We start from the raw sequence: 9,089 nt of genomic DNA on the forward strand, positions 1-9,089 counted from the left end.
GTGATCCATCTCCTCGATCAGGCCGAGATAGACCTGCCGGAGCCGCTGCAGGGCCGGGCCGGCCAGGCCTTCCGTGCCGCCCAGATGCGGCCGGAACCAGTCGCCCAGGGGGCGGCGCAGTTGAGCGGCCAGCCAGGGGTGAAGCAGGCCTTCCTCAGCCGGCTCCGCCCGGCGCACCGGCGGGGGCAGGAGTTCCGGATCGACCGAGGCGTGCCAGGGAGCCGCGGCCACGAAGGGCGGGTGCGGCTTGATGTAGGACAGGTGCAGGAAGAAGGGATGGGGGCTCCGCCTCGCCAGGAACGCGATCGCCTGGTCGGTCAAAAAGGCGGTCTCGCTGTCCTCGGCGCGGTACGGCGCCGGGGCGCCCAGCGGGCCGCCATAGAGCTCGTCCAGGTCGCATGCGCCATAGCCCCGCTCCCACAGATGCGAGAGCCAGGGCTGGACGCTTTCCAGCATCAGGCAGACCGGCCGGTAGCCGGGCGCCACTCCCTCATAGGTCAGGAGGCGCGGATCCGTGGCGGCCAGGTCACGCGGATCGGCGCTGGTGTCGGTATAGCCGAACAGGACGGGATCCCAGCCCGCCTTGCGCAGTTCCACCGCGAGCGTGGTGTGGCGCCGGTCGAGCGGCGTCCCGTTGCGGATCGAGCGGTGGTTGAAGCCGTAGGTGCCGGTGTGGAGGCAGGCGCGCGACGGCCCGCAGGGTGTCATGTTGGAGAAGTGCCGGGTGAACAGCACGCCGTCCGCGGCCAGCCGGTCGAGGTTCGGCGTGCGCAGTGCCGGGTGGCCGACCACAGAGAGGCAGTCGCCGCGCCACTGGTCCGCCGTGATGAAGAGAATGTTCAGCACGCCTGCCCCCGCCGCCCCGGGCGATGGTGACTCGGGAACGGTGCCCGGGGCAACCGGGAGGCCCGGGCAGGCAGGAGGGGTGGACAAGCGGGAGCGGTGCGCGCCACCCTTCCGGCGGAAACGAATGGTCGGGGAGAACGACGATGCCGAAGCTCGTGACGTTCGCGGCGCTGGCCGCCCTGATGGTCGGCGCCAGTGCGCAGGCCGCCACGATCTCGATCTCCTGCGGTTCGGTCGGGGCGGAGCTGGAGTTCTGCCGGACCGGTGCGGAGGCCTGGGCAAAGCAGACCGGCAACGAGGTGGAGATCGTTTCCACGCCCAACTCGGCCACCGAGCGCCTGGCGCTCTACCAGCAACTGCTCGCGGCCGGCTCGGGCGATGTGGACGTGTTCCAGATCGACGTGGTCTGGCCGGGCCTGCTCGGCAGCCATTTCCTCGACCTGTCCGGGGAGTTCTCCCAGGAGGAGGTCAGCGCGCACTTCCCGGCGATCATCGAGAACAACACGATCGAGGGTGCCCTGGTGGCGATGCCCTGGTTCACCGATGCCGGTCTGCTCTATTATCGCAAGGATCTGCTGGAGAAGTACGGCCTGCAGCCGCCTACGACCTGGGAGGAACTGTTCGCGAGCGCGAAGCAGGTCCAGGACGGCGAGCGCGCCGCCGGCAACGACAAGATGTGGGGCTATGTCTACCAGGCCAAGGCCTATGAGGGGCTGACCTGCAACGCGCTGGAATGGATCGACAGCTTCGGCGGCGGCCAGATCGTAGATGCGGACGGCAAGATCACGGTGGCCAACCCGCAGGCGGCGGCGGCCCTGACCTGGGCCGCCTCGACCGTGGGCCAGATCTCGCCCGAAGGCGTGCTGAACTACCAGGAGGAGGAGGCGCGCGGCGTCTTCCAGGCCGGCAATGCGGTGTTCATGCGCAACTGGCCCTATGCCTGGGGGCTCGGGCAGGCCAAGGACAGCCCGATCCAGGACAAGATCGGTGTGGCGGCCCTGCCGAAGGGCGGCGAGGGCGGCAAGACCACGGGGACGCTGGGCGGCTGGCAGCTCGCGGTCAGCAAATATTCGGACAGCCCCGCCGAGGCGATCGACCTGGTCCGCTTCCTGACCTCGTCCACCGAACAGAAGCGCCGGGCGATCGAGGGGGCCTACAACCCGACCATCCCGGCCCTCTACCAGGACACCGACGTGCTGGAGGCGGCTCCCTTCATGGGCGACCTCTACGAGACTTTCACCAACGCGGTGGCGCGGCCGGCCCGGGTGACCGGGGCCAAATACAACCAGGTCAGCGCCGAGTTCTACAACGCGACGCATCAGGTGCTGAGCGGGCGGGCCGAGGCCGGGGCGGCGCTCGATGCGCTGGCCGACCGGCTGGACCGGCTCAGCCGCGGTGGCCGCTGGTGAGCCCGGCTGCCGGGAGCACCGGGCAGGCAGAGACGTCCGGCCACGCCGGCAGGCAGTAGGGCGCCCGCCATGGCAGGGCCTGCCGCCTCCCGCCTAACCCGGGCGCGCACCCGTGCCGCCTGGCTGTTCCTGGCGCCGATGCTGGTGGCGCTGGCCCTGGTGGCGGTCTGGCCGCTCGGGCGGACCGTCTGGTTCGCCTTCACCGACGCCAACCTCTCGGACATGGGGGCGGCCGGGTTCGTCGGTCTGGCCAATTTTGAGTATCTGCTGACCGACCCGGAATGGTGGCGCTCGGTCTGGAACACGCTGTTCTTCGCCCTGGTCTCGGTGTCGATCGAGACGGTGCTGGGCTTGGCGATCGCGCTGGCGCTCAACGTCCATCTGCCCGGCCGCGGCCTCCTGCGCACCGCCGTGCTGATCCCTTGGGCGATCCCGACCATCGTCTCGGCGCAGATGTGGGCCTGGATGCTGAACGACGTGTTCGGCGTCCTGAACGAGTTGCTGATCCTGCTGGGCATCATCGATCAGGGCATCGCCTGGACCGCCAACCCCGACACCGCCATCTGGGCGGTGATCATGGTAGATGTGTGGAAGACCACGCCGTTCATGGCGCTCCTGCTGCTGGCCGGCCTGCAGATGCTGCCGACCGAATGCTACGAGGCGGCGAAGGTCGACGGGGTGCATCCGGTGGAGGTGTTCTGGAAGGTCACCCTGCCGCTCCTGATGCCGGCGCTCCTGGTCGCGGTGATCTTCCGACTGCTCGATGCGCTTCGGATCTTCGACGCGATCTACGTGCTCACCGGCAACAACCAGGCGACCATGTCCATGTCGGTCTATGCCCGCCAGCAGCTGGTCGACTTCCAGGACGTGGGCTTCGGCTCGGCTGCCTCGACCCTCCTGTTCCTGACCATCGCCCTGTTCACCGTGATCTACCTGACGCTCGCCCGGATCGGCAGCAGTCAGGCGGAGGAGAGGCCATGAGCCGCCGCGCCCGCCGCCGGCTCGGCCGGGCCGGCTTCTATCTGCTGATGGCGCTGATCGTGCTCTACGCGGTCTTCCCGTTCTACTGGGCGATCGTCAGCTCGTTCAAGCCGGGCTCGGAGATGTTCCGGATTGACTTCTTCCCGCCGCCCAGTCTCGCCAACTACCGGGCCGTGTTCGCCGAGCAGCCGTTCGGCCGCAACATCCTGAACTCGCTAATCGTCGCATCCTCAGTGGTGGTGCTGTCCTTAGGGCTGGGACTGCTGGCCGCCTTCGCGCTGGGCAGGATCCGCTTTCACGGCCGCTCGCTGCTCCTGTTCACCATCCTGGGCGTGTCGATGTTCCCGCAGGTGGCGGTGCTTTCCGGCATGTTCGAGCTGATCCGGGCCATGGGCCTCTACAACCGGCTGCCGAGCCTGATCCTGAGCTACCTGATCTTCACGCTCCCCTTCACCGTCTGGGTGCTCACCACCTTCATCCGGGCACTGCCGAAGGAACTGGAGGAGGCGGCGATCGTGGATGGGGCCAAGCCCTTCACCATCGTGACCCGGGTGTTCCTGCCGCTGCTGGGCCCGGCACTCATCACGACCGGCCTGCTCGCCTTCATCGCCGCCTGGAACGAGTTCCTGTTCGCGCTGACCTTCACCCTGTCGGGCGAGCAGCGCACCGTGCCGGTGGCGATTGCCCTGATCTCGGGTGCGTCGGCCTACGAGCTGCCCTGGGGCAACATCATGGCCGCGAGCGTGGTGGTGACCGTGCCGCTGATCGTGCTGGTGCTGATCTTCCAGCGCCGGATCGTGTCGGGGCTGACCGCCGGCGCGGTGAAGGGATGAGGGCGGTGCTGCGGCCGGGGGAGGACTGATGGCCAGGATCGAGCTGGTCGGGGTCGGCAAGCGATTCGGCTCGGTGGAAACCATCCGGGACGTGAACCTCGACCTGCATGACCGCGAGTTCGTCGTGTTCGTAGGGCCGTCCGGGTGCGGCAAGTCGACCCTGCTCCGGCTGGTGGCCGGGCTGGAGGACGTCAGCACCGGCGAGATCCGCTTCGACGGGCAGGTGGTCAACGAATTGACCCCGCCAGAGCGCGGCATCGCCATGGTGTTCCAGTCCTACGCGCTCTACCCGCACATGAGCGTGTTCGAGAACATGATGTTCGGCCTGAAGCTGGCGAGGACCGACCGGGCGGAGGCCGAGCGGCGGGTGCGCGAGGCGGCGCGCATCCTCCAGCTCGACCGGCTCCTCGACCGCAAGCCGCGCGAGCTCTCCGGCGGGCAGCGCCAGCGGGTCGCGATCGGCCGGGCGATCACCCGCGACCCGAAAGTGTTCCTGTTCGACGAGCCGCTCTCCAACCTGGACGCCGCGCTACGCGTGCAGATGCGCATCGAGATCGCCAAGCTGCACCGGCGGCTGGACGCAACCATGATCTACGTGACCCACGACCAGGTCGAGGCGATGACGCTGGCCGACCGGATCGTGGTGCTGGATGCCGGCGAGGTCCGCCAGGTTGGCACGCCGATCGATCTCTACCAGCACCCGGCCAACCGGTTCGTCGCCGGCTTCATCGGCTCGCCCAAGATGAACTTCCTCCCGGCCAGCTATCCCAAGGGCATCGCGATCCCGCACGAGGCGGTGGAGGTCGGTGTGCGGCCCGAGCATCTGCGGCTGGGCGAGCCCGCAGCGGCGTCGGTGGAGGGACGGGTACTGGCGGTGGAGCGGCTGGGGGCGGAGAGCTGGGTCTATGTCGACCTGGGCCTGGACGAGCCGCTGGTGGTGAAACATGCCGGCATGGCCGATCTTCCGCCGGAGGGCGCGGTGACGGTCGGGCTGCCCGCCGAGGCCTGCTATCTGTTCGATCAGCAGGGACGCAGCCTGCCGCGGGCGGCGTTCGGCTGAGCCTCGCTGCGCTGGCGCCGCCGGCTCCGTCCTTCTACGCTGTCACGGATGGCCTTCGGTGCAGGGGAGGGGTGAAGCGATGACGTTGCAGAACGAGCGGGTCGCATGGTTCAACGGCGAGTTCATGCCGGAGCGCGAGGTGCGGATCCCGTTCCGGGATTCCAGCTGGATCTATGGCGACGGCTGCTTCGACATGACCCGGAGCTTCGGCCACAAGCTGTTCAAGGTGAAGGAGCATGTCCAGCGGCTCTACCGCTCCCTGAAGTATCTGCGGATCGATCCGGGCTACAGCCCGGAGGAGATGTGCCGGCTCAGCGAGGAGCTGTTCGAGCGCAACCGGCATCTGCTCGGGCCCGACGACGACTACTGGATGGCCCAGCGGATCAGCCGGGGCGTACGGCCGGTGGAGGGCGACAATCTCGACCATCACGGGCCGAACATTGTGCTGGAATGCATGCCGCTGCCGTTCCGCCAGCGCGCCAGCCTGTACGAGGAAGGCATCAAGGTGGTGGTGCCGTCCGCCAGGCGCACCCCGCCGGTGAGCCTGAGCCCCAGGATCAAGTCGCACAACTACCTGAACCTGATCGTGGCGAGCCAGGAAGTGCACGCCATGGATCCCTCGGCCTGGGCGATCCTGCTCGACATCAACGGCAACCTGTCCGAGGGCCTGGGCTCCAACATCTTCGTGGTCAAGGACGGGGTGATCCTGACTCCGCACGAGCGCTACGTGCTACCCGGCGTGTCGCGGCAGACCGTGATCGACTTGGCGAGGTCCGAGGGGCTGCGGCTGGAGGAGGCTGATATCGACCTCTACGACGCCTACAATGCCGACGAGGTGTTCATCACCTCGACCTCGCTCTGCCTCTGCCCGGCCAGCCGGGTGAACGGCGTGGAGATCGGGCCCAAGGGGCAGGTCTGGGGGCCGGTCACGCGGCGGCTGGCCGACGCCTATTGCCGGCTGGTCGATTTCGACTGGGTGGCGCAGTATCGCCGCCATCTGGACCCGAGCGCGCCGTCTCGGCCGTTCTGAGTAGTGCTTGTGCCTGAGTGCGGCTCGAACCTGAGCGCGCTCAGCGCAGCTCGAAGGTCTGGCCGGCTACGGTGATCACCGTGACCTCGAGCAGGTGCGCATCGGTGAGGCTCGGGTGGCCCGCCACCACAACCGGGGTGCCGGGGGCGAGCTGCGCCTCCGTCAGGCCCTGCCCGGCCAGAACCGCGGGCGGACCTAGCAGGCAGCGCCAGCTCTGCTCCTGCGCAGCCAGCACGACCACGAGCTCGGGCGGGCGATAGGTCACCTCCGCCACCGGGGCTTCAATCGTCAGCAGAGCATCGGGGTCGAAGCCCGCCGGGACATCTCGTTCCAGAGGCGCTGCGGCGCATCCCGCCAGCATGCCCGCGAGCATGGCGAACGTCACGCGCCGGTGCATGGTCGTCTCCTCAGCGTGTCTGATGTCTTCCGGGCGGGAATGACCACGGCGCAGCGCTGCCTGGGAATAGGGCGGCCCCAAGAAAAACGGGCAGCCGGTTGCCCGGCTGCCCGTCCATCCAGCCTGACCCACTGTGCGAGCCAGTAGCGGCTGACCATACAACTGCGGCGCAAAACAGGCGCCGGCTGACAATCTAGTATCGCACGCAGCACATATTCATGAGGATTTGTCTCGCGCAGACGTAGGACCTCGGAGATCGATCCGAAGATATTCTTCGGCACATCAATCTTGAGGAAACGGCTCCTTGACGTCCGATGCGATCCGTATCTTCGTCACGAGGGCAAGGCGTCAGCGACGAACTTCATCGCGGGCGACCTGACCTTGGGGACGGCCGTACGTAACTATCACCTTGTTAGTGCCAATCTGTCGGCACACACACAATCCCCGATTATGAACGGCTGATCAACTATTTCCTGCGACATAAAACGTTCAAGATCTAGCTTTTCCAGGAAAAGCCGGTCAGTGGCCGGCAAGGCGAAACGGCCGGTAGGCAAGATCAACCGTTACCGTTCACAAGCTCAACCACGCTGACGGTGCAACGCAGCTATCCGGCAGATGTGCCGGAGTACGCGGGTTATTGCCGGAAGCGTCGGCCTTTCGCCCGGCCGTACCAACCTGGGACCTGAGGTGACAGGTATGTTCTGTTTTTGTCGTTCCGGTTACTTCCGGAAAGACGTGCGGGTCGATCCCAGGGAGCCCACCTCACCCCTGGTCGCGCCTCGCGCAGGCTGGTAGCAGCCAGCCGCAACCTGCCCACTGTCGGAGTGACCGATCCCGTGACCCAGCTCGAACTCGCTCCCGTCCTGGCCGAGGTGGATCGGCAGTTCCCGGCGGCACTGGAGCGGCTCAAGCAATTCCTGCGCTTCCCCTCGATCGCCACCGATCCGGCCTATCATGCGGCCAGTCGCGACTGCGCCGCCTGGCTGGCGGCGGAGCTCCGCGCGATCGGGTTCGAGGCGGGGCTGCGGCAGACGCCGGGCATGCCGATGGTGGTAGCCCACCATCCCGGCCCGCCAGGCGCGGACGTGCCGCATCTGCTCTATTACGGCCATTACGACGTGCAGCCGGTGGATCCCGTCGAGCTGTGGGACAGCCCGCCCTTCGAGCCGACCGTGGTGGGGGCGCCGGGTGCGGAGCGGGTGGTCGCGCGGGGTGCCGTCGATGACAAGGGTCAGGTGATGACCTTCGTCGAGGCGTTCCGCGCCTGGATGCAGGTGCACGGCACGCTGCCCTGCCGGGTGACCGTGTTCGTGGAGGGCGAGGAGGAGGGCTCGTCGCCGTCGCTCGAGCCCTTCATGCAGGCCAACCGGGACGAGCTGCGGGCCGATTTGTGCCTGATCTCGGACACCGGCATGGTCTCGCCCGACCAGCCCGCCATCACCACCTCGCTGCGCGGCCTGGCTTATGTGGAGGTCACGGTGCACGGGCCGGCCATGGATCTCCATTCCGGGATGTATGGCGGGGTCGCGGTCAACCCGAACAACCTGCTGGTGCGGATCCTGGCCGAGATGAACGACGCCGACGGGCGGGTCACCCTCCCGGGCTTCTATGACGGCATCGAGGAACCCTCGGCTGCGGTGCTGGCCTCCTGGCGGGACTTCCCGGTCACCGAGGCCGAGTTCCTGGGTGCTGTCGGGCTCACAGGGCCGCATGGCGAGCGGGGCCGCACCTTCCTGGAGCGCAACTGGACCAGGCCGACCCTGGACATCAACGGGATCTGGGGCGGCTATACCGGCGACGGCACCAAGACCGTGATCCCGGCCAACGCGTCGGCCAAGATCAGCGCGCGACTGGTGCCTGGCCAGCGCTGGGAGACAATCGCCCCGGCGATCCGCCAGTTCGTCGAGGACCGGCTGCCGCCCGACTGCCGGCTGACCTTCCAGGACTTCGGCTCCTCGCCCGGCATCACCGTGCCGACGGAGGGGCCGTGGATCGAGGCGGCGCGCGCCGGGATCCGGCAGGTGTTCGGCCGGGAGCCGGTGCTGATGGGCTGCGGCGGCTCGATCCCCGTGGTTGGCAGCATCCGCGAGATCCTGGGCATGGACACGCTGCTGGTGGGCTTCGGCCTGGACGACGACCGGGTGCACAGCCCGAACGAGAAGTTCGACCTGATCTGCCTCCGGCGCGGCATTGAGACCCATGCGGCGCTGCTGGACCGGCTGGCGGCCGTGCGGCGCTGACCAGCGCCGGCTGACTGTCGTCGGAACCGGCTGGAGGACGGCAGCCGCGAGAGTGGCTGCCATGCCGGTCGAGTGCATCTGCCCACTTGCCGGATCGGCTTCGCTTCCCTATGGCGCCCTGGGTGCGACATCGTAGCGCCCGATCAACTCTCGGCGGGAAGAGCGTCCAATGCAGATCGGGGTGCCGAAGGAGCGCGCCGCGCACGAGCGTCGTGTCGCGGCGACACCAGAGACGGTAAGAAAGCTGAAGGCGCTCGGGGTTGACGTGCTGGTCGAGGCCGGTGCCGGTGCCA

General features: G+C 67.9%; 8 protein-coding genes and 1 pseudogene. 7 read left to right on the top strand and 2 right to left on the bottom strand.

The window, feature by feature from the left end; translation table 11 throughout:
- Positions 1–846, bottom strand: an 846-nt coding sequence (locus tag EQG76_RS08090; protein ID WP_159712264.1) for a sulfatase-like hydrolase/transferase, incomplete at its 3' end; no start/stop codon positions are given.
- 143 nt (positions 847–989) lie between these two features.
- Here EQG76_RS08090 and EQG76_RS08095 point away from each other — a divergent pair.
- The 5 genes from EQG76_RS08095 (at position 990) to EQG76_RS08115 (ending at position 6,159) form a co-directional block, all read left to right on the top strand.
- Positions 990–2,255 carry an ABC transporter substrate-binding protein gene (locus tag EQG76_RS08095; protein WP_159712266.1) on the top strand — a complete coding sequence of 422 codons (1,266 nt, stop codon included), beginning with the start codon at positions 990–992 and terminating at the stop codon, positions 2,253–2,255.
- 69 nt (positions 2,256–2,324) lie between these two features.
- A complete protein-coding gene (locus EQG76_RS08100; RefSeq protein WP_159712268.1) occupies positions 2,325–3,236 on the top strand; it encodes a carbohydrate ABC transporter permease in 912 nt (303 codons plus the stop codon).
- Entirely contained in the window at positions 3,233–4,069 is an 837-nt protein-coding gene (locus EQG76_RS08105) for a carbohydrate ABC transporter permease (RefSeq protein ID WP_159712270.1), read from the top strand. Before EQG76_RS08100 ends, EQG76_RS08105 begins: the two co-directional genes overlap by 4 nt.
- A gap of 28 nt (positions 4,070–4,097) precedes the next feature.
- Entirely contained in the window at positions 4,098–5,129 is a 1,032-nt protein-coding gene (locus EQG76_RS08110) for an ABC transporter ATP-binding protein (protein ID WP_159712272.1), read from the top strand.
- 79 nt (positions 5,130–5,208) lie between these two features.
- A complete protein-coding gene (locus EQG76_RS08115) occupies positions 5,209–6,159 on the top strand; it encodes an aminotransferase class IV (RefSeq protein ID WP_159712274.1) in 951 nt (316 codons plus the stop codon).
- A 40-nt stretch (positions 6,160–6,199) separates the two neighbouring features.
- On the opposite strand, the gene EQG76_RS08120 is transcribed toward EQG76_RS08115, so the two are convergent.
- Positions 6,200–6,556, bottom strand: coding sequence for a hypothetical protein (locus EQG76_RS08120; protein ID WP_159712276.1), 357 nt, complete (start codon positions 6,554–6,556; stop codon positions 6,200–6,202).
- A gap of 836 nt (positions 6,557–7,392) precedes the next feature.
- Here EQG76_RS08120 and EQG76_RS08125 point away from each other — a divergent pair.
- Both EQG76_RS08125 and EQG76_RS08130 read left to right on the top strand, forming a co-directional pair.
- Entirely contained in the window at positions 7,393–8,796 is a 1,404-nt protein-coding gene (locus EQG76_RS08125; RefSeq protein WP_159712278.1) for a M20/M25/M40 family metallo-hydrolase, read from the top strand.
- Positions 8,797–8,965: 169 nt separating this feature from the next.
- Positions 8,966–9,089, top strand: a pseudogene (locus EQG76_RS08130) (NAD(P)(+) transhydrogenase (Re/Si-specific) subunit alpha); the annotation flags it as partial.

It is taken from the genome of Geminicoccus flavidas, assembly GCF_009806515.1.
GTDB lineage: Bacteria > Pseudomonadota > Alphaproteobacteria > Geminicoccales > Geminicoccaceae > Geminicoccus > Geminicoccus flavidus.